We start from the raw sequence: 20,978 nt of genomic DNA, 5'->3' as shown, positions 1-20,978 counted from the left end.
GATCGAGACGGTGCCGGTCGGCAACGGGGCGATGCCTGAGCGCAGCTTCATCGAATGGGACAAGGACGATATCGACGCGCTGGGCATCCTCAAGGTCGATGTGCTGGCGCTGGGGATGCTGACCTGCATCCGCAAATGCCTTGATCTGCTCAGCGCGCATCACGGCCGCGATCTGATTCTGGCCAGTGTCCCGCGTGAGGATCCGGCGGTTTACGACATGCTGTGCAAGGGGGATTCGCTGGGCGTGTTCCAGGTCGAAAGCCGCGCGCAGATGAACATGCTGCCGCGGCTGCGCCCGCGCTGTTTCTACGATCTGGTGATTGAAGTGGCGATCGTGCGGCCGGGGCCGATCCAGGGCGATATGGTCCACCCCTTCCTCAAGCGGCGGCGCGGTGCGGAGCGGGTCGAAATCCCCGCACCCGGTGCCGCGCACGGGCCGCCAGACGAATTGACCAGCATCCTGGGCCGCACGCTGGGGGTGCCGATCTTCCAGGAACAGGCGATGAAGATCGCGCTTGATGCGGCGCAGTTTTCATCGCGTGAGGCCAACCGGTTGAGGAAGGCGATGGCCACCTTCCGATCGCGCGGCAACCTTGAGGAACTGGAAGAGCTGATGGTCGGCCGGATGATCGCGCGCGGCTATGATCCTGATTTTGCGGTGCGCTGTTTCAACCAGATCAAGGGGTTTGGCGAATATGGTTTCCCCGAAAGCCACGCCGCCAGCTTTGCCTTGCTGGTTTACGTCTCGTCATGGCTCAAATGCCATTATCCGGCGGCTTTCGCGGCGGCCTTGCTCAATTCGCAGCCGATGGGGTTCTATGCCCCGGCGCAGATCGTGCGCGATGCGCGTGAGCACGGGGTGGCGGTGCTGCCGGTCGATGTGAACTGTTCGATGTGGGATAATACGCTGGAAGAGGTGGATCCACGCGCCCTTCGACAGGCTCAGGATGAGCGGTGTGCGGAGGCCCAAAAGGGAGAAGAGGGTTCGCGCAAAGGCGCAAAAGAGCAAAGGCGCAAAGAGGCAGTGCGTGGGGCAAAGCCCCTCTCAATCCTGAACGCCGCGACAAGCGGAATGGCGCGAGAAAAAGGCAATGCCTGCGGCGCAGAGCAACACCTTCGCGCCTCCCTTCCCTTTGCGCCTTTGCGTGAACCCCAACTGGCACTCCGCATGGGCCTGCGGCAGGTCGATGGCTTGCCTGAGGCTGCCGCGGCGCGGATCGTGGCGGGGCGCGAGGCTGGCCCGTATCGCGATGTGCGTGAGCTTCAGGAGCGGGCCGGGCTTTCCCCCGCCGTGATCGAAGGGCTCGCCAGCGCGGATTGCATGGGCTCGCTGAATCTCACCCGGCGGCAGGCCTTGTGGGATGCGCGCAGCCTGATTGCCGCGCCCGATCTGCCGCTGTTCGCCGCTGCCAAGGCGCGCGATCAGGGCGAGGAGAGGGCGCCCACCCGCCTGCCGGTGATGCCGCTATCGGAAGAGGTGGTGGCCGATTACCAGACCCAGCGGCTGTCATTGAAGGCCCACCCGCTGGCCTTCCTGCGCGCCAGCCTTGGCGATCGCGGGTTCATCCGGGCGAGCGACCTGCGCACCCGCAAATACCGTTCCAGCGTGCAGGTGGCCGGCGTGGTGCTGATCCGCCAGCGCCCGGGCAGCGCCAAGGGAGTGTGCTTCATCACGCTCGAGGATGAAACCGGGGTGGTGAACCTGGTGATCTGGCCCGATCTGATGGAGAAACAGCGCAAGGTGATCATGGGCGCGCGGCTTATGGAAGTGAAAGGCCGGGTCGAATACGATGACGAGGTGGTCCACGTGATCGCCCAGCACCTGACCGATGCCACGGCGGCGTTGCACGCGTTGTCAGACGATCTATTGCCGCATCATGTTGACCGCGCCGACCACGTGCTGCGCCCGGTGCAGGGCAGCCGTGGCGGCCATCCGCGCGATATGCGGGTCATCCCGAAATCGCGGGATTTTCATTGAGATAGCAAACTTAAGAAGTTACTGCTGGCGTCCCGTTGAGCGAGGCGATAGTTCCGTATGAACGGAGACAGAAATGACGACTTTCATCAGCATATTTAATAACAAAGGCGGTGTCGGAAAAACGACATACATGTATCATGTGTCGCATCTTCTGGCTGAGGATGGCAATACCGTCCTAATGGTTGATTGCGACAGCCAATGCAATCTCACTGCATATAGCCTATCAGATTCTGACATTAAAAAGTCGTGGTCAGAAGATGGTAACAGTATATTTCGTAATATAGAACTTGTCTATCAAACAACTGGGGATATCAGAAACAGATCTCCGTCAAAAGTCATAAATTCAAAAGGAAATCTATATATTATCCCGGGTGATCTCCGATTGAGTGACTTCGAAGATCGACTAGGTGATACTTGGAATTCCGCAAAGGGTGGTAGCGAGCCAGACATTCGCGCGCAATCAGCCATTCATCGCTACATTCACTGGGCAGCCGAGAAAATTAGCGCAGATATTGTCTTGATAGACCTTGGCCCAAACCTCGGTGCGTTGAATCGGGCGGTGCTCGCGTCATCAGACTATTTTATCACTCCAGTCGCCCCTGATTTATTTTCAATTCAGGGGACCGAAAACCTTGGAAACAAACTTGTTTCTTGGCGAAAGGACTGGAATCAGATCAACGCTGCGTGGAAAAACACTGAAATCTCGATTCCTGCCGGAAGTCCAATCTATCTTGGATTCGTCATACAGCAGCACAATATTCGGACAAATTCCGCCGGAATGACCAATGGATGGAAAATATATGGGAATGAATTGGTCCCGGCCATCAACAAAAATATTATCGAAAAACTAAAGCCAATTAAGCAAGTTCTGCTTTGGGAAAATGATGAGTGGAATCTTGGTCAAATTCCAAATCTGCATAGTTTAATTCCATATTCAATGGACGCAAAGAAGCCTATATTCTACTGCAACGGATCAGATGGGTTGATCGGCGCTCACATCAAAAAGGCAAGAGATAGTGCCAAATATTTTGAAGGCATAGTCGAGACGCTGGAACAGGTCATCGATCCAGATTTCTAATTTCAAACTGCTTCCAGCGAATAGCCCGCAGATCTGACCGTCCGCACCAGATCAGCGCCGCCTTCGACTTCGATCCCCTTGCGCAGACGGCGGATGTGGACGTCCACCGTGCGCTGTTCGATATCGCTTTCGTTGCCCCATACCGCATCGAGTAGCTGGCCGCGCGAGAACACGCGCCCGGGATGCTCCATGAAATGCTTGAGCAGGCGGAATTCGGTCGGGCCAAGCGCCAGCACCTTGCCGCTGCGCATCACCTTGTGCGCGGTTGCATCAAGCGTCAGATCGCCCACCACCAGCACTTCGCCCGCCAGCGCCGGGCGGATCCGGCGCAGGATCGCTTTGACGCGGGCCAGCAGTTCGCGCGGACTGAACGGCTTGGTCAGGTAATCGTCGGCTCCGGTATCGAGCCCGCGGATCCTGTCATCCTCGGCCCCGCGCGCGGTCAGCATGATGATCGGGACGTGCGCGGTGGCCTTGTCCTTGCGCAGGCGGCGGCAGACCTCGATCCCGCTGGTGCCCTCGATCATCCAGTCAAGCACCACCAGATCGGGGGCTTCCTCGGCCGCCAGCAGCAGCGCTTCGTCGCCATCGGACGTGACCCGCACCTGGTAGCCTTCGTTGCGGAACCGGAACTCGAGCAATTCGGCCAGCGCGGGATCGTCCTCGACGAGGAGCAGGCGGGGGGCGGTCATGATCAGGCGCCCGCCTTCTCTTCCTTGTCGGTCAGGTAGACCCCGGTCGCGGCGTAATAGACCATCTCGGCCACGTTGGTGGCGTGATCGCCGATCCGTTCGATGTTGCGCGCCACGAACAGCAGCTGCGCCGCACTGGAGATCGTCTTGGGGTTTTCCATCATGTGGCTGACCAGGTTGCGGAACAGCGATTCGTAGAATGCATCGACCAGTTCGTCGCGTTCGACCACGGCCTTGGCCAGCAACGGATCGCGCGCGGCATAGGCGGTCATCACATCGTGGACCATGCCGCGCGCGACATCGGCCATGGCAGGGACCAGCGTCAGCGGCTCGAAGTGCTTGCGTCCTTCGATCTTGTGCGCGCTTTTGGCGATGTTCTTGGAATAATCGCCGATCCGCTCAATCACCCCGGCGATTTTCAGTGCCGCAATCACTTCGCGCAGATCGTCCGCCATCGGTGCGCGCAGCGCGATGATCCGCACCGCCAGCCGGTCAATCTCGGCTTCCATCGCATCGATCCGCTTGTCGCGCTCAAGCACTTGCGCGGTGAGATCGAGGTTGCCCTTGACCAGCGCTTCCATCGCCTCGGCCATCGAGACTTCGGCCAGCCCGCCCATTTCGGCGATCAGCCCGCGCAGCTTGGTGATCTCTTCGTCGAATGCCTTGACGGTATGTTCGTGCGCCATCCTAGCCGTACCTTCCGGTGATGTAGTCCTTGGTCCGTTCTTCCTTGGGGTTGGTGAAGATATCGGATGTCTTGCCGTATTCGACCATCCTGCCGAGGTGGAAGAAGGCGGTGCGTTGCGAGACGCGTGCGGCTTGCTGCATCGAATGGGTGACGATGACGATGGCATAGCGTCCGCGCAGTTCGGCGATCAGTTCCTCGATCCGGGCGGTGGCGATCGGATCAAGCGCCGAGCACGGTTCGTCCATCAGGATCACTTCGGGTTCCACCGCGATCGCCCGGGCAATGCACAAGCGCTGCTGCTGGCCGCCCGATAGTGCGGTGCCGCTTTCGGCCAGCCGGTCCTTGACTTCATCCCACAGTCCGGCGCGTTTAAGGCTACGCTCAACCGCCTCGTCGAGTTCGCTCTTGCTCGCGGTAAGACCATGGATGCGCGGGCCGTAGGCAACGTTTTCATAGATCGACTTGGGGAACGGGTTGGGTTTCTGGAACACCATGCCGACGCGTGCGCGCAGATGGACCACATCCATTCCCGATTTGTAGATGTCTTGTCCATCGAGCGTGATCTCGCCTTCGACGCGCGCGCCGGGGATGGTGTCGTTCATCCGGTTGAGCGTGCGCAGAAACGTGCTTTTGCCGCAGCCCGAGGGGCCGATGAAAGCGGTGACATATTCGTCGGCGATGTCGATCGAGACATCATCGATCGCTTTCTTGTCGCCATAGAACACGGAAACGCCGCGCGCCGCGATGCGCGCCTTGACGGGATCAAGTTCGTGGAAATTGGTCATCTTACCAGCGGTTCTCAAATCGGTTGCGAAGGTAGATGGCGATGGAATTCATCACCAGCAGGAACAGCAGCAGTACAATGATGGCTGCAGAAGTGCGTTCGACAAAACCGCGGTCGATTTCGTCCGACCACAGGAATATCTGCACCGGCAATACCGAACTGGGCGAGGTAAAGCCATCGGGCGGGGTGGCGACGAAGGCTTTCATCCCGATCATCAGCAGCGGCGCGGTTTCACCCAGCGCGCGGGCCATGCCGATGATGGTGCCGGTGAGAATGCCGGGGAGAGCAAGGGGAAGCACGTGGTGGAACACTGTCTGGACCCGGCTGGCGCCAATGGCGAGCGCGGCATCGCGGATTGACGGCGGCACGGCCTTGATCGCATTGCGGCCGGAAATGACGATCACCGGCATGGTCATCAAGGCCAGTGTCATTCCGCCGATCACCGGTGCCGAGCGCCAGTATGGAAACACCCCAAGGAACACCGCCAGCCCAAGCAGGCCGAAGATGATCGAGGGAACCGCAGCCAGGTTGTTGATCGACACTTCGATCAGATCGGTCCAGCGATTGCGCGCGGCAAATTCTTCGAGATAGACCGCCGTAAACACGCCGATCGGAAAGGCCAGAGCAAGCGTGACCAGCATGGTCAGCATCGAGCCCTTGAGCGCGCCCCAGATCCCCACCGACTGCGGGCTGGTGGCATCCGAACGGGTCAGGAAACCAAGATCAAGCGCGGTATGAAGCTGGCCCTTGCCTGCTAGATCGCGCGCCATCGCGACGATCGCCGGCTGGCCTTCACCGCGCAGGCCCGATGCCAGATCGTCACTGGCAGCAACCGATACGTCAAAGGTGGTGTTAAGCAGCGCCGGCTTTGAGACGATCTGATCGGCCACTTCGCGCCAGCCTTCGCTGTCGATCTCAGCCGCCGCTTTGTCGCCCAGCGCTTTCGCCGCGGCGAACTGCACCACATCGCGCAGGCCAGCGCCCTCCAGCACGCGCAAGGGATCATCGCCGTTGAGCTGCGCCGGATCGACCGTCAGCAAACCGCCCGACAGATCGAGCGGGAAGTGCACTTCGGCGCGTTTGAAACCGCCGACCGCATTCGACGTCATGGTGACCAGCAGGAAGGCCAGGACCAGCGCGGACAGCGCGACGGCGAAGAAGCCCAGTGCCTTGAAACGCAGCTCGGAAGCGTGGCGACTGGCCAGCCGGGCGGCGATGCGCTGATCGCGGGTAAGGGCAGCGGCGCTATCAGTCATAAGCTTCACGGAACCGTTTCACCACGCGCAGCGCGATGTAGTTGAGCAGGAATGTGACGATGAACAGCACCATGCCGAGCGCGAAGGCTGACAGCGTGGCGGGGTGATCGAAACTGCCTTCGCCGGTCAGCATGGCAACGATCTGGTAGGTAACCGTGGTCATCGATTCGAACGGATTGGCGGTCAGTCGCGCGGTGGCACCGGCGGCCATCACCACGATCATCGTCTCGCCGATCGCGCGGCTGACGGCGAGCATGATGCCCGCAACAATCCCCGGTAGCGCGGCGGGCAGCAGCACCCGGCGGATCGTTTCGCTTTTGGTGGCACCCATTGCCAGGCTGCCATCGCGCAGCGATTGCGGCACCGCGGCGATGCTGTCATCCGCCATTGAGGAGACGAAGGGAATGATCATGATCCCCATCACCAGCCCCGCCGCCATCCCGCTTTCGCTCGATGCGCTGGAAATGCCGATCGCCGTGCCGAAATCGCGGATCAGCGGGGCGACGGTGAGCGCGGCGAAATAGCCATAGACCACGGTTGGCACGCCCGCGAGAATCTCAAGGATCGGCTTCATCCAGCGGCGCAGCGTTGGGGTGGCATATTGCGTCAGGAAAATTGCGCTCATCATGCCCAGCGGGATCGACACCAGCATGGCGATGATCGCGCCGATGAACAGCGTGCCCCAAAACAGCGGTAAGGCGCCGTAGTTGGTTTCCACGCCCTGGGTGGGTGTCGCCATTGAATCCGGGCCCCAATGGGTGCCAAACAGGAAATCGAGCGGGTTCACGAACTGGAAGAACCGCACCGTCTCAAACGCCAGCGAGGCGACGATCCCGGCGGTGGTGAAGATCGCCGCAAGTGAGGCCGCGAGCAAGCCGCCCATGACGGCGCGTTCGACGCTGGTGCGGGCCTTGAAATCGGGGCGCATCCGCAGAAAACCGAAAGCACCGCCGGCAAAACCGAGCAGCAGCGTAAGCACCGTGCCGATTATGCCGAACCGCTGCATGGCCGAACGGAACGGTTCGATCAGCGGGCGGGCCTGCTGGTTGAACACCGCATCGCCCGAACCGGCGGCCAATGCGCGGGCTTCGGCAAGGATCGTATCGCGCTGGAAGCCGAACGCCGGCAACTTAACTGCGGCCGGATCGGCCAGCACCTGGGCCAGCACCAGATTGGGGCTGATCGACGCCCAGGCCAGGGCAAACAGCAGCGCCGGGACCACAATCCACAGCGCCACGTACCAGGCATGATAGCTGGGCAGCGAATGCAGGTCGCGCCCGGCTTCGCGCGCGATCCGGCGCATGGTCCAGGCGCGGCCGCGTGCCACCAGCCAGCCGACAAGGCCCAGCGCAAGCGCTAGCAGAATCGGAATGGCTGGTGACATGGGTAGCGCGTTTACTTCAGTTCGCTGCCATCGAGCAAAGTGAATTCGGCTGCGACCTTGGCATTCCTGGACAGAACATCTTCGGGTGCGACGACCATGCCCTGCTTGGCGAGCAGGCCATCTTTGCCCCAGCTCTTGGCCCATTCGGCGACATATTCGCGCAGTCCCTTGATCGCATCGAGATGCGCGGCCTTGACGTAGATGTAGAGCGGGCGGGCACCGGGATAGCTGAAGTCCGAAATCGTGGCGTAGGTCGGTGTGATGCCGTTCATCGTCAGGCCGATCAGCTTGTCGGCGTTTTCTTCAAGGTACGAAAAGCCGAAGATGCCAATCGCCTTGGCGTTGGCTTCCAGCTTCTGGACGATCAGGTTGTCGTTTTCACCCGAATCGACATAGGCGCCATCGCCGCGCACTTCGCCGCAGACCTTGTCGTGCTTGTCCTTGTCGCTGTCCTTCAGCGCCTTCATTTCGGCATTGGCATCGCAACCCTTGGTCAGGATCAGTTCTTTCAGCGCATCGCGCGTGCCCGAAGTGCTGGGCGGACCGTAAACGAGGATCGGTTCGGCCGGGAACGCCGGGTTCACGTCTTTCCAGGTCTTGGCGGTGTTGGGCTTGCCATAGGGGTTGGCGGCCAGCGCCTTGTAAACGTCTTCGGGGGTCAGCTTGAGGCCGAGGCCGCCCTTGGCTTCGGCAAAGGCGACGCCATCAAGGCCAACCTGCACTTCGACGATCTTGTCGACGCCGTTCTTCACGCAGCCTTCGAACTCGCTCTTCTTCATGCGGCGCGAGGCGTTTTCGATATCGGGGTGCTGCGCGCCAACCCCGGCGCAGAACAACTTCATGCCCGCGCCCGTCCCGGTCGCTTCGACAATCGCCGATTTGATCGCCGGGTTCGACTTGCTCAGGGCATCGGCCACCGCCTTGGCGAAGGGATAGACCGTCGAAGAACCGACAGCGCGGACCTGATCGCGTGACCCACTGGCACCGCCGCCGCATGCGGCAAGCATAGCCGAAGCGGCAATGACTGAGGTAAGGGCAAGGATAGATTTTCTGGTCATGCGAATCGCTCCACTTGGCGTTAGTTGACCGCCAAGTGGACGGCTTGTGTGACAGTTGCGTGACATGATGCAGTCAAACGGACCTTGTCGCAGTGCGGTCATACCGGTGCCGCACAGCGTCACGAATGTGTCACACGGCCGTAATAGAGCCGCTTCGAATCGCAATTTCTGGAGGGACTTCGTTCAATGCGTACACTCATCAAACCGGTGCTGTTCGCAGCCGCCTGCGGCCTTGCCGCCCCCGCATTGGCGGACGATACCCAGTACTGGCAGACGGTGACCGTCAACGTTGCGCTGCCCGATGGCTTCAAGGTGCAGAACGAAACGGTGTTCCGATCGAGCGATGCCAAGGGTTTTTATGAGCTTGAGAACAATGTCATGCTGGGCAAGAAAGTCAGCAAGGTCACCACCGTGTGGCTCGGCTATACTTTCGACCCGCAATACAACCACGGCACCTTCACCCGGCGCGAACACCGTTTTCGCCAGCAGATTAACTTCGATGGCTTTGCCAAGGCCGGGAAGATCAAGTTCAGCGGACGGGTCCGGCTTGAGGAGCGCTGGCGCGAAGGGCTGGCTGGCACCGGTTGGCGTCTGCGCCCGCAGCTCAAAGCGTCGACCCCGCTCACCGGCAAGGCGACCATTTCCGTCGCGGCCGAACCGTTCTTCAATCTCAACAACACCGGGTTCCAGACCAAGGACGGGCTCGACCGCATCCGCACGTCGGTTTCAGTCGGTGTGCCGCTGTCCAAGAAGGTCAGCATGGAATTCGGCTATCTCAACCAGCACGGTTTCGTCAGCGGTGCGCCCGATACCGATGATCATGTGCTGACCTTGGGATTAAGCGCGTCGTTCTGATTATTCGCGCAACGGGGCGAGGGGCAGGGTCACGCTGATCTTTGTGCCTTCGCCCAGCGCGCTGGTAATGCCGAGTTCGCCCAGGTGCCGTTCGACGATATGCTTGACGATTGCCAGCCCGAGTCCAGTGCCACCCGACGCCCGGCTGCGCCCTGGATCAGTGCGGTAAAAGCGCCGGGTCAGGTGCGGCAGATGCTCAGGGGCAATACCGGGGCCGCGATCGGACACTGTCAGTATCGCGCGACCGTGGTCGTCGCGCATGGCAGAGACGCTGACCGGGGTATCGGGCCCGCCATATTTGAGCGCATTGTCGATCAGGTTGCGCAGCAGTTGTTCCAGCTGCCCGGCATCGCCCAGCACCGACAAACCCGGCTCGGCCGCGGCCAGTTCGACCCGCTCCTTGCCCTTGAGCGTCGAAACCTCGCCCACCACGCGCGCTGCCAGCTGACCAAGGTCGAGCGGTTCGCGCGGGCGATCATGCTTTTCGGCCTCGACATGACTCAGCGTCATCAGATCCTCGACCAGCGAGAGCATGCGCTGGGCCTCGCGCTCGATGATCCCGGTAAAGCGCTGGCGGGTGTCAGCATCGAGCGCGGCATCGTCCTTCAGCGTTTCGGCATAGCCGATGATCGACGCCAGCGGAGTGCGCAGCTCGTGGCTGGCATTGGCGACGAAATCGGTATGGGCGCGGCCGATATCCGATTCGGCCGTCCGGTCGGCCAGTTCGATAATCCAGCGGTCCGGCCCAACATCACGGCGGGTCAGCTGCCACAGGGTGCGCGTGCCAGTGAAACCGGGGATCGCGACGCTGGTGCCATCGGGCGCTTCGATCAGCCGCATGGCATCGGGATGGCGCAGCGCGATGCGCGCGTCCTGCCCACCGATGTGATCGCCCAGCGCGGTGCGCGCGGCGCGGTTTGCCTCGACGATGCGGGTGCCTTCAAGCAGCAGCAGCGGCTGGCCGAGCGGCGCCAGCGTTTCATGGATCGCATCGCGCGAGATATCGGCGGCATCGATCCGTTCGGGCACGATTTCCGGTTCGGGTGCCGTCAGCCACAGCGAGCCCAGCCACAGCACAACCACCGCCACGACCAGCCAGGACGAAGCGCCGGCCAGCAACATCCCGCCGCCGGTCAGCAGCGCCAGTGCGATGGCTGGATAGGAAGGGGTGAGGTTGGCGCGCATCCGAAGCCGGGTGATAGGACGGGAAACGCGCCGTGCCAATCGTTCACGGCGCTTGCCTGCAGCGATCTGAATGAAAATGCCCACGGCGCGCGGCGATGGTGACCCCTACGGGATTCGAACCCGTGTTTCAGCCGTGAAAGGGCCGCGTCCTAACCACTGGACGAAGGGGCCGCACCGGCTGCGCCGTGGGCAGGAGTGCGCCTTTATGCAAGCAGCCATGGTGGGTCAAGTGCTAAGGCGCTAATCATCCCTTTGAGGAATGACAGACGGCCTGAAGCTTGTTTCCATCGGGATCACGGACATAGGCGCCGTAGTAGTTTGGATGGTAGTGCGGGCGCAGTCCCGGTGCGCCTTCATCGCTGCCGCCGTGGGCCATAGCCGCGCCATGGAAGGCGTCAACTGCGGCGCGGCTAGCCACCAGATAGGCAACGTGAACCCCATTGCCGGGTGCTGCCGGTTGCCGGTCGAAGGTTGGGCCGACGAAAGTCTTGGGGCCATTGGGCAGGCCAAAGGCGATCCCGCCGGGGTGTTCGAACAGCACCGGATGATCCAGCACCGCCATCACCGCGGTCCAGAACGGGCGCGCCCGGGCCCAGTCGTTGGTGCCTAGCGTTACGTGGCTGAACATCGCTCCTCCTCCCCCGGTCAATCGGCGTAGGCCGCATCCTCGATATGCAGTTCCGCCTGCGGCCGGTTTGACCAATCGTCGATCTTGGCGCGGCCCGCCAGCCACAGTTTGCGGTGGTGCGTGGCGTGCAGCAAGGCCTGGCCCATCTCGGTGCTGGCCGCGCGAAAGGCAATTCCCTTGAAGCTTGCCCCATCATCGCCCCGGACGATGATCCGGACGTGGTCGGTGCCAACCAGATCGGCCTTGACCATCCGCACCGGCCCCACCGCGATGCGCGGTCCGGGCCAGCCGATGCCATAGGGTCCGGCGCTCTCAAGCGTTTCGACCAATGATGGCACCAGCCCGCCCGGGGCCACGGCCAGATCGAGCAGCAGAGCCTGATTGGCGCTGGCCCGCGCAACATCGCCGCCAAGCCGCGCGTCGAGCCATTCGCTTAAGGCATCGAGCTTGCCCGGGGCGATGGTCAAACCTGCGGCCATCGCGTGCCCGCCGCCGGCAATCAGCAGCCCGGCTTCGCGCGCGGCGATGATCGCGGCGCCCAGATCGACCCCGGAGATCGATCGGCCCGAGCCCTTGCCATTGCCGTGCTCATCGGCATCGAGTGCGATCACCAGCGCCGGTTTGCCGGTCTTCTCCTTGATCCGTCCGGCGACGATGCCGATCACGCCAGGGTGCCAACCAGCCCCGGACAAGATCACCACCGCGCGATTGTGCTGGGTGGCCAGCTGGGCCTCGGCGGCTTCCTGCACGGCGGCCTCGATCGCGCGGCGTTCCTCGTTCAGTGTGGAAAGCTGCGCGGCGATCGTGCGGGCCTCGTCTTCGTCCTCGGTGGTCAGCAGCCGCACCCCCAGCGTCGCTTCGCCCACGCGCCCGCCAGCATTGATCCGCGGACCCAGCGCAAAGCCAAGGTCGGAACTGGCTGGTGCGCGGGTCAGCCGGCTGGCATCGATCAGCGCGGACATCCCCACCCCGTCGCGCCGTGCCATCACCTTGAGGCCCTGCGCAACCAGCGCGCGGTTCAGCCCATGCAGCGCCGCCATATCGGCAACGGTGCCCAGCGCGACGAGATCGAGCAGCGCAAACAGATCGGGCTCGGCGCGTTCGGCGAAGAAGGCCCGGCCGCGCAGTTCGCGCACCGTGGCAATGGCGAGCAGAAAGGCAACGCCCACCGCGGCGAGGTGGCCATAGCGAGCTGCCTCGGGGCTTTCGTCGAGCCGGTTGGGATTGACCAGCGCCACGGTACGCGGCAGCTCGGCCGAGCATTTGTGGTGATCGACGACGATCACCTCGACCCCGGCATCAGCCGCCATCGCCAGGGCTTCATGCGCCATTGCGCCGCAATCGACCGTCACGATCAGCCGCGCGCCGCGCTCGGCAATTTTCACCAAAGCCTCGCCCGAGGGTCCGTAACCTTCGAGCAGGCGGTCGGGGATGTAATGCCCTGCCTCCCGGCCCAGGGCGCGCAACAGGCGGATCAGCAGGGCGGCACTGGTTGCGCCGTCCACATCATAATCGCCGTAAACGGTGATCGCTTCACCGCTGATCACCGCATCGGCAAGCCGCGCTGCGGCCTTGTCCATATCCTGGAAGATCGAAGGATCGGGCAGGAACGCGCGCAGCGACGGGTTGCGATGCCGGTCAATCTCGTGCGGCTCAACCCCGCGGGCCAGCAGCAGCTGGGTAATCAGGTCGTGATCGAGACTTGAACCACTGCCCAGGTCCATGTTGCCGCCGCGCCAGCGCCAGGTGCGTCCGCCCAGCGAACGGTCAAGGCCGAGGATCGAAGCAGGTGGTGCGGACATGGTTCCTGCTAGCAACACCGCAGCGGCAATGAAAGCGCCGGTAGTTTGAAAGCTGCACCAGCCATGGCATAACTTCGGATGATGACCGAGCAGACTCTCCTGATAGTCTGGCACAGCCGGACCGGCGCCAGCCGCGCCATGGCCGCAGCCGCCGCCAAAGCTGGGGGCGCTGCGGTGCACCTGCTGGCCGCAGACACGGCGACGCCGGCCGATTTTCTGGCGGCCGGCGGATATCTTTTTGTCGGGCCAGAGAACCTCGGATCGCTGAGTGGCGCGATGAAGGAAATGCTCGATCGCTGCTATTATCCGCTGCTTGGGCGGATCGAAGGCCGGCCTTATGCCAGTATCATCGCTGCGGGCAGCGCCGGGCAGGGCGCGCAGGCGCAGCTTGACCGGATCGTCACCGGCTGGCGTCTGCGCAGGGTGGCACCACCCCTGATCGTCAACACCGCGGCCCAGACACCCGAAGAAATTGCTGCCCCCAAGCATCCCGCTGCGCAAGTACTGGTGCAGTGCGCTGCGCTTGGCGAAGCGCTCGCCGAAGGGCTGCGCGCGGGCATATTCTGACGGACCGGATGGCAGATTGATCCGATTTCGAAGAGATTGGAGCCGGAAGACTCGACGAATACGATGAAAAGATGTCACAAGTCCTGCTCACGGGGCGGAGGGATGTGTCATAACCGCACATGATGCAAATGCTGGAGCGTCGGCGGGGGCTATACTTTCGCTGGTCTTTGAACAGGGCTGCAGGCCCGATGCCGATGCTCTGTTTACTCTGGCTGACAGCAGCGCAGAGGGTGTCGGCTTCGCGGTCAGCCATGTGGCGCCGGCAGATCACGGCTGGGCTGAACTCCTCGCCATGGGGCTGACGTTCGATTGTGCTGGCCTTGCCCCGGGGCCAACTGCACCGCAACCCGCACCGGGCACGCTGCTCGGCTTGCTTGCAGCGCCTGCTGGTGAAGTGATCACCCTGGCGGCCGGCCCGCACCTTGATGATGCGCCCGGGATGCAGCCGGTGGTCCGCGTCCTGGCCGGGATTGGTGCGCGCTTGTGCACCTTGCCCGGGGTCCTTTCGGCTGTCTGGCGGCCGGCCCATGCCTGGATGACACCGGTCTACTTCCAGAAGGTTGTCGGAAAGTGGCTTGCCGGAGGGCCGTTCCCGGCGCTGGGGCTGACTACCCTGGAACGCGACAGCGATGGTTCGATCTATACCCGCGGCCTGGCCTTGATGACCGGGCAGGAACTGCGCTTTGCTCCCGATGCCCGGCTTGGTGCGGCCGATTTCGCCCGGATCGCCGTGCGGCTGATCCACGCCCTGATCGAAATCGAACCGCTGGCATTGCCGCATCAGTTCACCGGCCCTGATGGTGAAGTGATCGATGTAGCGCCAATGCCAGACGCGCGCTGGTTGCGGGTGACCGTCAGACGATAGCTGCAAACCGGGGGTCGAAAGCAGCAACATTGGAACACACCGGCTCAATTCAGCAGGTCGCGCCGCGCACCCGGCTGACGTTTCGCGCGGTCAACCGCCGTGATCGTCCAGGTTACGAGCCGGGCATGCAGCGCCATCATCTGTTGCCGCGCCAGATCCTGACGCGCGGCTGTTTCGTCTCGCTGTTCAGCGCGCTGGGCCGCGAACGCATCGATTTTGACGATTTTCGCCGCAATGGCCTGCTGCTGCCGGCGAATGATCAGGCGGCGGTGCGGATCGGCCTGCCGCTGCACCGCGGGCCGCACCGCGATTACAACGCGATGGTGATCGAACGGGTCGGCGGGATCGAGGCGGGCTGGGCCGCGCATCGCCTCCAAGCCCCCGAGATTGCCCTGCGCGAAGCCTATCACGGGCTCGAACAGCTGCAGCACGCCCTGCGCCGCGAATTGCTCGACCAGCAACGCCGCTTGCAGCTCAACCGCCGCGATCCGCTCGGCAGCGGGCTCGATTTCAGCGAGCTGGACGCGATGGCCGATCTGCTATGGCCAGCCACCGCGCCGCTTGGACCCTAGGCCAGCGCCATCCGCGCCTTCTCGGCCAGTTCGCCGCGCGCCTGATTGTATTCGGCTTCCAGCTTCTCGACCCGGTCGGCCACCGAATCCACCGCGTCGACCGCGCCGATCCCCTGGCCCGAACCCCAGATGTCTTTCCACGCCTTGGCTTCGGTGTTGCCGCCCGAGCCGAAATTCATCGCGCTGGGATCGCTTTGCGGCAGGTTTTCGGGGTCCATCCCGGCGGCGATGATCGACGGGCGCAGGTAGTTGCCGTGGACCCCGGTGAACAGGTTGGAATAGACAATATCATTGGCCCGGCCCGCAACGATCGCATCCTTGTACCCTTGCTGGGCATTGGCTTCCTTGGTCGCGATCCAGGGTGAGCCGATATAGGCGAAATCCGCCCCCATCGCCTGCGCCGCCAGGATCGAACGGCCGCAGGCGATCGCGCCTGACAGCGCCACCAGTCCTTTGAACCACTGGCGGATTTCCTGCATCATCGCGAAGGGCGAGAGCACCCCGGCATGCCCGCCCGCGCCGGCCGCCACCGGGATCAGCCCGTCCGCGCCCTTTTCGATCGCTTTGCGCGCAAACCGGTCATTGATCACATCGTGCAGCACGATCCCGCCCCAGGCGTGGACCGCATTGTTGAGATCTTCGCGCGCCCCCAGCGAGGTGATCGTCATCGGCACCTGCCACTTGGCGCAGACCTCGATATCTTCTTCCAGCCGGTTGTTCGATTTGTGAACGATCTGGTTGACCGCATAGGGCGCGGCCGGCGCATCGGGATTGTCACGGTTGTGCGCCGCCAGCTCCTCGGTGATCTGGTGCAGCCATTCATCCAGCACCCCCGAAGGCCGCGCGTTGAGCGCCGGGAAACTGCCGATAATCCCCGCCTTGCACTGGGCAATCACCAGTTCGGGGCCGGAAATGATGAACAGCGGAGAGCCGATAACGGGCAGACGCAAACGATCGAACGGGGCGGGAAGCGGCATCTCTCGGGGTTATCCTGTCTGTTGATTTTGGTTTTCTTATGAGACGCATTGGCCGCTGTCGAGAGGCGAGGCCAAGTTGACACAGTTGACACCGAGTCCGCTTCTTCCAACACGGCGGAAACGTGGGAATTCCGGGCGTAAGAGCGGTTTTTTCCGGGTTGCGTGACAGGGTGGAGAAAAAAATTCGGCGCGCGAGCTGCGCAGCGCGGCGCAGTGCTGCGCGCAAGGCCACAACGGACAAAGGGAAAGGACGTGCACGCATCACAGTCAGCATAGCGCAGCAAGGCGATGTAGGAAAACCATCAGCCAGCCTGCAACCGACTCCATCCAAGTCCAACCCGGCCCAACCCGACCCCGTCATCCCGGACTTGATCCGGGACCAGGCTTCTTCTTGACCTCGCCCAGCCACCAAGCCGAACCCCGGATCAAGTCCGGGGCGACGGTCAGGGGCGAATTCGACTTCGCTCGACACCAGCAGCGGTTGGTGGCTAACTGCCCCCAATGCCCCCAACCATCATCGCCCTGGCCCGCGACGCCGCGCACCGCTTTTCCAAAGCGCCGTGCGATGCCATCACGCTGCTGGCGGGGCTGGGGGTAGAAGGCGATGCCCACGCCGGGCGCACCGTGCAGCACCTCTCACGCATGGCCAAGGACCCCGCCGCCGCCAACCTGCGCCAGGTCCACCTGATCCACGCCGAACTCTTCGATGAGCTGGCCGCCAAGGGCTTTGCGGTGGCCCCGGGCGACCTGGGCGAAAACATCACCACCCGCGGGATCGAGCTGCTCGGCCTGTCACGCGGCACAAGGCTGCGGCTAGGTGAAGACGCGCTGATCGAGATCACCGGCCTGCGCAACCCCTGCGCCCAAATCGACGGCCTCGTCAAAGGGCTGATGGCGGCGACACTGGGCAAGGCGGCTGACGGATCGCTGATCCGCAAATGCGGGGTGATGGCCACGGTGGTGACCGGCGGGGATCTGCGCGTGGGGGACGCAATCGTGCTGGAAAGCATGCCGCTGGGGTTTGAAGCGCTGGGGGTGGTTTGAGAGTTTACTTAAAAGCCCTTCCCCGGCGGGGAAGGGTTGGGATGGGGTTCTGTCCCATCGATGCACTGAACCCCCACCCCCAACCCCTCCCCATGGGGGAGGGGAGTATGTTGTATTGACATTGTATATACAAGAGCTACACTCTAGGCATGACCAAGCACCAACCCATCCTCAAACGCGACCCCGCCGAGACCAAAGGCAGCATCAACCTGCGGGTTGAGGGGCAGACCCGCCGGTTGATTGACGATGCGGCGGCGGTGCTGGGCAAGACCCGCACCGAATTCATGGTTGAAAGCGCGCGACGTCAGGCGATTGACGTGCTGCTCGATCAGCAAATGTTCGTGCTCGATCCCGCGCGTTATGACGCCTTCGTCGCTGCGCTCGATCATCCGCCCGCACCGGGGCCAAAGCTCAAGGCCCTGCTGCGCCGGGTGCCGGTATGGCAGAAATAGCTGGCGGTCCGGATCGAATGGGGCCTCAACTTTCGGCCCCTGAACCGCTCACTGCAGATCACGATCTGACTGCCTTTGATTGCGGCGACGCAGCGCTCGACGATTGGCTCCGCCACCGCGCGCTCAAAAACCAGAACCGGTTTTCCCGCACCTATGCGGTCTGCGCTGGCACCCGCGTGGCGGGCTACTATTGCGTGGCCGCCGGCTCAGTCGAACGCGCAAAAGCCCCTGGCAAGGTGCGCCGCAACGCGCCCGATGCAGTGCCGGTCTCGATAATCGGACGGCTGGCGGTAGACCGCGCCTTCGCCGGGCAAGGGCTGGGCACAGACCTCCTCTCCGACGCCCTGCGCCGCATCGCACTCGCCGCCCAAAGCATCGCCATCGCCGCCGTGCTGGTCCAGGCCAAGGACGATGCGGCGCGGGGGTTCTACCTGCGGTGTGCGGAATTTATCGAGTTTCCCGAGGATAGCCGGACGCTGTTTCTGCCGATTGAGACTGTGGTTGCGGGGTTACATTGGCTTTAGACACTTTTTGAGGTTACAGTTGAAGATATGGGCATAAACAAGAACCAGCATTTTGTTCCCAAGGTGTATCTTCGACCATTTGGCAATGCGAGCCAAAAAGCGATTAACCTATATAATTTTGGATTGGATTTCTGCGTCGAGGGTGCTTCAATAAAAAATCAATGCTCCAGGAATTACTTCTACGGCAACGATCCAAAATTTGAGGATTTTATCCAGTATTTTGAGGGGCGCTACGGTGAGTTGATTACGAGATTACGCAGAGGCTTGATCGGGAAAAATGATATTAGTGCTCTTTTCAATTTTTTCGTTCTGCAACACCTTCGGACTCCCCACATGCTGTCTCAGCGGTTGGATGTCTTTGATGCGTTTAGGAACACTGTGATTGGAGGCCGACCGCTACATGAGACTCGAGCCGACGCACAAATTCCATTTGATATGCAGCGCGAGATGCAGGAGCAGATATATATCGCTGCTAAAGCAAGTAATTTGCTGCACGATCTCAGACCCGTCCTATTGATTAATCGGACTAATATCCCCTTCATCACGTCGGATAATCCCGCATGCGTCACCAATCGACTATACACCCAAAGATTTCGCGATGAGACATCTGGACTGATTCAATCTGGTGCAGCGATAGTGTTACCAATTTCTCCAGATATGGCATTTTTAGCCTACGATGAAGATGTTTTTCATAGTGTCGGTTCACAAATTTACTTAGAAGTTCAAAATGAACGTGATATTGACCGTCTCAACGAGCTTCAAGCCCAAGTGGCAACAGAATCCCTCTATTTTTCAGATAGAAAGCACAAGCTTTATGTCGAACAGCTTGCACGACGTTGCGTCGATATGAGAAGAGAAAGTTGGGCTTTTATTTGGACTGGGATTAAGATTGGCGAGGACGATGTTTATGAGCAATATCGTACTGCAATACAAGACGACGCCGAGAGCACTGAGACCAGGATAACGTCCGTTTCAATGTATAATCCCGCACCTTCGAGCTGGCCGACATTCCTGAAGTTTAAGATGCGCCCAAAGGGGCACACGACGGGATCAGCCATCGGGTATGTGCGTGCTAAACACGCCAAAGACCAGTGGGGCCGAAATTTCCGCCAAGAGATCCTTCCCCGATCAATTCCGAGCGGGCACCGTCCCCAAAATCGGGATATTATGTGGTTGCGAAAGGATAAAAAGAGCGAAAATTAGTCCCGAGTTCAGATTTCGCGGAGCGGCAATACAATATTTTGCGTTCGTTCGCGATGGAACAGAAATTGGCGAAGTTTTGAACAGCTCACAAGGAACGAGTTTAGAGTTGGAGTTGTGGCAAAGAGCCCCCATCACCCCCACACCTGCCGATACAACCCAACAATCTCCTCCACCCCGGGCACCCGCGGATTGTTCCCGGGCGAGCCGCTCGCGAGCGCCTGCTCGGCCATCAGCTGGAGCAGGTCGTCCCAGCGGGTTTTGTCGATCCCGTAGGTCTGGGGGGAGGGCACCGCGAGATCGGCGTTGATCTGGTGGAGGGCTTCGACCAGTCTTCCGACTGCGCCTTGATCGCTTTCTGCTGCCTCTGCCACGCCCATAGCCCTTGCGCAGTCGGCGTAGCGGGGTAGCGCAGCGGGGGCGCTCCATGCTGTTACCACCGGCATCAGCATGGCATTGCTCAGCCCGTGGCTGACATGGAAGTGCGCGCCGATCGGGCGGCTCATGCCGTGGACCAGTGCGACCGAGCTGTTGGAGAAGGCGATCCCGCCTTGGAGCGCGCCCAGCATCATCGCCTCGCGCGCCTGGCGGTCGGACGGGTCGGCGCAGGCGCGGGGGAGGTTGGGCCAGATCAGGCGCATCGCGGATAGGGCCATGCTATCAGCGAAGGGGTTGGCTTGCTTCGAGACATAGGCCTCGACCGCGTGGACCAGGCTGTCGATCCCGGTATCGGCAGTGAGGCGCAGCGGTTTGCTGAGCGTCAGTTCGTAATCGACAATCGCGATCTGGGGGAGATAGGCGAGACCGGCGCAGAGCATTTTCTCATCCGTATCGGCGTCGGTTATTACGGTAAACCGAGTTGCCTCGCTGCCGGTGCCCGCGGTGGTGGGGATCGCGATGATCGGCAGGCCGGGGGCGTTTTCCTGATGCGGGGCCTTGAGATCGGGGACGCGGCGCTGGCCTTTCACCGCGATCATCTTGGCGCTGTCAACCGGGCTCCCGCCGCCCAGACCGATCACGCAATCATGCTCCCCCTTGGCGAGGAACGCGCAGCCCGCCTCGATCGCGGCGATGGTGGGATCGGGGACCACGCCGGTGAAGGCGCGGCTGGCGATGCCTGCGGCGCTGAGCAGGTGCTGGACGCGTTCGAGCAGGCCTGAACTCTCGATCCAGGCATCGGTGACGATCAAGGGGCGTGACAGGCCATTCTGCGCGAGCACTTCGGGCAGTTCAGCCAGCACGCCGCCGCCGATGCGGATGGTGCGGGGCAGGTGGATTGCGGCCATCTCAAACCCTTTCGAAAGTAAACTACCGAACAGCTCCCCTCCCCGGTGGGGAGGGGTTGGGGGGTGGGGGGTCTGAGTTTTCCGGCCAATGCCGAACCCCCAT

21 protein-coding genes and 1 tRNA gene are annotated in these 20,978 nt (G+C 61.9%); 10 read left to right on the top strand and 12 right to left on the bottom strand.

Annotated elements, in window-relative coordinates; all coding sequences use genetic code 11:
• Nucleotides 1–1,978, top strand: a 1,978-nt coding sequence (locus RMN99_RS10755) for an OB-fold nucleic acid binding domain-containing protein (protein WP_309623317.1), incomplete at its 5' end; no start/stop codon positions are given.
• A gap of 73 nt (nucleotides 1,979–2,051) precedes the next feature.
• Entirely contained in the window at nucleotides 2,052–3,056 is a 1,005-nt protein-coding gene (locus tag RMN99_RS10750; RefSeq protein WP_309623316.1) for a ParA family protein, read from the top strand.
• A 2-nt stretch (nucleotides 3,057–3,058) separates the two neighbouring features.
• Here the strand turns inward: RMN99_RS10750 and phoB are convergent, their stop codons facing one another.
• Genes phoB through RMN99_RS10720 form a run of 6 tightly spaced genes read right to left on the bottom strand, consistent with a single transcriptional unit; the run spans nucleotide 3,059 to nucleotide 8,918 of the window.
• Nucleotides 3,059–3,748 carry a phosphate regulon transcriptional regulator PhoB gene (phoB, locus tag RMN99_RS10745; RefSeq protein ID WP_309623315.1) on the bottom strand — a complete coding sequence of 230 codons (690 nt, stop codon included), beginning with the start codon at nucleotides 3,746–3,748 and terminating at the stop codon, nucleotides 3,059–3,061.
• A gap of 2 nt (nucleotides 3,749–3,750) precedes the next feature.
• Nucleotides 3,751–4,434 (bottom strand): phosphate signaling complex protein PhoU, encoded by a 684-nt coding sequence (gene phoU / locus RMN99_RS10740; RefSeq protein ID WP_309623314.1) that lies wholly within the window; start codon nucleotides 4,432–4,434, stop codon nucleotides 3,751–3,753.
• Nucleotide 4,435: 1 nt separating this feature from the next.
• On the bottom strand, nucleotides 4,436–5,221 hold the full coding sequence (pstB, locus tag RMN99_RS10735; protein WP_309623313.1) for a phosphate ABC transporter ATP-binding protein PstB: 786 nt from the start codon (nucleotides 5,219–5,221) through the stop codon (nucleotides 4,436–4,438).
• 1 nt (nucleotide 5,222) lies between these two features.
• Nucleotides 5,223–6,476, bottom strand: coding sequence for a phosphate ABC transporter permease PstA (gene pstA, locus RMN99_RS10730; protein ID WP_309623312.1), 1,254 nt, complete (start codon nucleotides 6,474–6,476; stop codon nucleotides 5,223–5,225).
• Nucleotides 6,469–7,860, bottom strand: coding sequence for a phosphate ABC transporter permease subunit PstC (gene pstC, locus RMN99_RS10725; protein WP_309623311.1), 1,392 nt, complete (start codon nucleotides 7,858–7,860; stop codon nucleotides 6,469–6,471). Before pstC ends, pstA begins: the two co-directional genes overlap by 8 nt.
• A gap of 11 nt (nucleotides 7,861–7,871) precedes the next feature.
• On the bottom strand, nucleotides 7,872–8,918 hold the full coding sequence (locus RMN99_RS10720) for a substrate-binding domain-containing protein (RefSeq protein ID WP_309623310.1): 1,047 nt from the start codon (nucleotides 8,916–8,918) through the stop codon (nucleotides 7,872–7,874).
• 186 nt (nucleotides 8,919–9,104) lie between these two features.
• Here RMN99_RS10720 and RMN99_RS10715 point away from each other — a divergent pair, with 186 nt between their 5' ends.
• Complete coding sequence (locus RMN99_RS10715; RefSeq protein WP_309623309.1) at nucleotides 9,105–9,773, top strand: DUF2490 domain-containing protein; 669 nt, start codon at nucleotides 9,105–9,107, stop codon at nucleotides 9,771–9,773.
• Here the strand turns inward: RMN99_RS10715 and RMN99_RS10710 are convergent, their stop codons facing one another.
• The 4 genes from RMN99_RS10710 to recJ form a co-directional block, all read right to left on the bottom strand.
• Nucleotides 9,774–10,958 carry an ATP-binding protein gene (locus RMN99_RS10710; RefSeq protein ID WP_309623308.1) on the bottom strand — a complete coding sequence of 395 codons (1,185 nt, stop codon included), beginning with the start codon at nucleotides 10,956–10,958 and terminating at the stop codon, nucleotides 9,774–9,776.
• A 96-nt stretch (nucleotides 10,959–11,054) separates the two neighbouring features.
• Nucleotides 11,055–11,129, bottom strand: a tRNA-Glu gene (locus tag RMN99_RS10705).
• A gap of 73 nt (nucleotides 11,130–11,202) precedes the next feature.
• Nucleotides 11,203–11,586 carry a VOC family protein gene (locus RMN99_RS10700; protein ID WP_309623307.1) on the bottom strand — a complete coding sequence of 128 codons (384 nt, stop codon included), beginning with the start codon at nucleotides 11,584–11,586 and terminating at the stop codon, nucleotides 11,203–11,205.
• A gap of 17 nt (nucleotides 11,587–11,603) precedes the next feature.
• Entirely contained in the window at nucleotides 11,604–13,388 is a 1,785-nt protein-coding gene (gene recJ, locus RMN99_RS10695; RefSeq protein ID WP_309623306.1) for a single-stranded-DNA-specific exonuclease RecJ, read from the bottom strand.
• A gap of 81 nt (nucleotides 13,389–13,469) precedes the next feature.
• On the opposite strand from recJ, the gene RMN99_RS10690 reads away from it, so the two are divergent.
• From RMN99_RS10690 to RMN99_RS10680, 3 genes are all read left to right on the top strand, one after another.
• Nucleotides 13,470–13,955, top strand: coding sequence for an NAD(P)H-dependent oxidoreductase (locus tag RMN99_RS10690; protein ID WP_309623305.1), 486 nt, complete (start codon nucleotides 13,470–13,472; stop codon nucleotides 13,953–13,955).
• A 253-nt stretch (nucleotides 13,956–14,208) separates the two neighbouring features.
• Complete coding sequence (locus RMN99_RS10685) at nucleotides 14,209–14,820, top strand: hypothetical protein (RefSeq protein ID WP_309623304.1); 612 nt, start codon at nucleotides 14,209–14,211, stop codon at nucleotides 14,818–14,820.
• 29 nt (nucleotides 14,821–14,849) lie between these two features.
• Nucleotides 14,850–15,392: an AHH domain-containing protein gene (locus tag RMN99_RS10680; protein ID WP_309623303.1), complete on the top strand. Its 543-nt coding sequence runs from the start codon at nucleotides 14,850–14,852 to the stop codon at nucleotides 15,390–15,392.
• Here the strand turns inward: RMN99_RS10680 and RMN99_RS10675 are convergent.
• Entirely contained in the window at nucleotides 15,389–16,369 is a 981-nt protein-coding gene (locus RMN99_RS10675; protein ID WP_309623302.1) for a nitronate monooxygenase family protein, read from the bottom strand. The genes RMN99_RS10680 and RMN99_RS10675 overlap by 4 nt on opposite strands.
• Before the next feature lie 501 nt (nucleotides 16,370–16,870).
• Between RMN99_RS10675 and RMN99_RS10670 the strand changes: the two genes are divergently transcribed.
• From RMN99_RS10670 to RMN99_RS10655, 4 genes are all read left to right on the top strand, one after another.
• Nucleotides 16,871–17,413, top strand: coding sequence for an MOSC domain-containing protein (locus tag RMN99_RS10670; protein WP_309623301.1), 543 nt, complete (start codon nucleotides 16,871–16,873; stop codon nucleotides 17,411–17,413).
• 149 nt (nucleotides 17,414–17,562) lie between these two features.
• A complete protein-coding gene (locus RMN99_RS10665; protein ID WP_309623300.1) occupies nucleotides 17,563–17,865 on the top strand; it encodes a DUF1778 domain-containing protein in 303 nt (100 codons plus the stop codon).
• A 17-nt stretch (nucleotides 17,866–17,882) separates the two neighbouring features.
• Entirely contained in the window at nucleotides 17,883–18,389 is a 507-nt protein-coding gene (locus RMN99_RS10660) for a GNAT family N-acetyltransferase (protein ID WP_309623299.1), read from the top strand.
• 27 nt (nucleotides 18,390–18,416) lie between these two features.
• Nucleotides 18,417–19,592, top strand: coding sequence for a DUF4238 domain-containing protein (locus tag RMN99_RS10655; protein ID WP_309623298.1), 1,176 nt, complete (start codon nucleotides 18,417–18,419; stop codon nucleotides 19,590–19,592).
• A gap of 131 nt (nucleotides 19,593–19,723) precedes the next feature.
• Here RMN99_RS10655 and RMN99_RS10650 read toward each other — a convergent pair whose 3' ends face one another.
• Nucleotides 19,724–20,875, bottom strand: coding sequence for an iron-containing alcohol dehydrogenase (locus tag RMN99_RS10650; protein WP_309623297.1), 1,152 nt, complete (start codon nucleotides 20,873–20,875; stop codon nucleotides 19,724–19,726).
• Nucleotides 20,876–20,978 lie beyond the last annotated feature (103 nt).

It is taken from the genome of Novosphingobium sp., assembly GCF_031417815.1.
Classification (GTDB): domain Bacteria; phylum Pseudomonadota; class Alphaproteobacteria; order Sphingomonadales; family Sphingomonadaceae; genus Novosphingobium.
The sequence above is the reverse complement of the archived record's forward strand: the minus strand, read 5'-3'. Positions and strand labels throughout refer to the sequence as shown.

Bases quoted from the DNA above. Each gene is read 5' to 3' on its own strand.
- RMN99_RS10750 (WP_309623316.1), top strand. From the start codon at position 2,052: ATGACGACTTTCATCAGCATATTTAATAACAAAGGCGGTGTCGGAAAA.
- phoB (WP_309623315.1), bottom strand. From the start codon at position 3,748: ATGACCGCCCCCCGCCTGCTCCTCGTCGAGGACGATCCCGCGCTGGCC.
- phoU (WP_309623314.1), bottom strand. From the start codon at position 4,434: ATGGCGCACGAACATACCGTCAAGGCATTCGACGAAGAGATCACCAAG.
- pstB (WP_309623313.1), bottom strand. From the start codon at position 5,221: ATGACCAATTTCCACGAACTTGATCCCGTCAAGGCGCGCATCGCGGCG.
- pstA (WP_309623312.1), bottom strand. From the start codon at position 6,476: ATGACTGATAGCGCCGCTGCCCTTACCCGCGATCAGCGCATCGCCGCC.
- pstC (WP_309623311.1), bottom strand. From the start codon at position 7,860: ATGTCACCAGCCATTCCGATTCTGCTAGCGCTTGCGCTGGGCCTTGTC.
- RMN99_RS10720 (WP_309623310.1), bottom strand. From the start codon at position 8,918: ATGACCAGAAAATCTATCCTTGCCCTTACCTCAGTCATTGCCGCTTCG.
- RMN99_RS10715 (WP_309623309.1), top strand. From the start codon at position 9,105: ATGCGTACACTCATCAAACCGGTGCTGTTCGCAGCCGCCTGCGGCCTT.
- RMN99_RS10710 (WP_309623308.1), bottom strand. From the start codon at position 10,958: ATGCGCGCCAACCTCACCCCTTCCTATCCAGCCATCGCACTGGCGCTG.
- RMN99_RS10700 (WP_309623307.1), bottom strand. From the start codon at position 11,586: ATGTTCAGCCACGTAACGCTAGGCACCAACGACTGGGCCCGGGCGCGC.
- recJ (WP_309623306.1), bottom strand. From the start codon at position 13,388: ATGTCCGCACCACCTGCTTCGATCCTCGGCCTTGACCGTTCGCTGGGC.
- RMN99_RS10690 (WP_309623305.1), top strand. From the start codon at position 13,470: ATGACCGAGCAGACTCTCCTGATAGTCTGGCACAGCCGGACCGGCGCC.
- RMN99_RS10675 (WP_309623302.1), bottom strand. From the start codon at position 16,369: ATGCCGCTTCCCGCCCCGTTCGATCGTTTGCGTCTGCCCGTTATCGGC.
- RMN99_RS10670 (WP_309623301.1), top strand. From the start codon at position 16,871: ATGCCCCCAACCATCATCGCCCTGGCCCGCGACGCCGCGCACCGCTTT.
- RMN99_RS10665 (WP_309623300.1), top strand. From the start codon at position 17,563: ATGACCAAGCACCAACCCATCCTCAAACGCGACCCCGCCGAGACCAAA.
- RMN99_RS10660 (WP_309623299.1), top strand. From the start codon at position 17,883: ATGGGGCCTCAACTTTCGGCCCCTGAACCGCTCACTGCAGATCACGAT.
- RMN99_RS10655 (WP_309623298.1), top strand. From the start codon at position 18,417: ATGGGCATAAACAAGAACCAGCATTTTGTTCCCAAGGTGTATCTTCGA.
- RMN99_RS10650 (WP_309623297.1), bottom strand. From the start codon at position 20,875: ATGGCCGCAATCCACCTGCCCCGCACCATCCGCATCGGCGGCGGCGTG.